This is a genomic window from Paucilactobacillus wasatchensis, from assembly GCF_000876205.1.
Lineage (GTDB): Bacteria > Bacillota > Bacilli > Lactobacillales > Lactobacillaceae > Paucilactobacillus > Paucilactobacillus wasatchensis.
Genome location: NZ_AWTT01000099.1, coordinates 1 through 776 on the forward strand (window position 1 = coordinate 1; position 776 = coordinate 776).

At 35.4% G+C, this 776-nt stretch carries 1 protein-coding gene; it reads left to right on the plus strand.

Features of this window, described 5'->3' with window-relative positions; translation table 11 throughout:
* Positions 1-776, plus strand: a 776-nt coding sequence (locus WDC_RS09280; protein ID WP_044011565.1) for an ISL3 family transposase, incomplete at both ends; no start/stop codon positions are given.

Consider the following 776-nt stretch of genomic DNA (forward strand, 5'->3'; position numbering starts at 1 on the left):
TTTTGACGATTTTAAATCTGGTAAATTCTCCAAAAGTGGTATGAGTATTTTGTTAGTTAACATTAGTAACCACAGAACCATTGATGTAATAGCTGACAGAGGTGGTAAAAGCCTTGAAAAATACTTTCTTAGATATTCTAGAAAAGCCCGCGAAGCGGTCATGACAGTTACTGTTGACTTATTTTCACCGTACCGGCCAATCATAGCTAACGTCTTTCCAAATGCAATTATCCTAGCTGATCATTTTCATGTAGTCGTGCAGGCTTACACGGCCCTGCAACAGGTACGTATTCGCATAATGAAAGGTTTCAAAAAAGATTCACGAGAACATCGACAACTATCAAAATTTTGGAAGTTAATAGTTAAACGTAATACAGATTTAAATAGGTCAAATCGTTATCGGCGACGAAATTTTAGAGGAGCCATGTTAACCTCAGAAGAAATTGTTCAAAGACTTTTACAACTTTCTCCAGAACTTCGTTCTGCATACAACTTTTATCAAGATATTTTGTTCGTGATTCAAAATCAAGATGCTCAACTCCTAAAACAAAAAATATGGCCAGATAAAGATGATCCTCAGTATGAAGCATTTCCAAAAGAAATGAACCGTGCCAAGCTCACTCTGAGAAGACATTATCAGGAAATATCTAATAGTTTCATCAAAGATTATAAGGGTTATACAAATGGTCCCGTTGAAGGATGTAACAATAAAATCAAAGTAATAAAACGAACAGCATACGGCTTCAGAAACTTTACCAATTTCAGACTTAGGATAC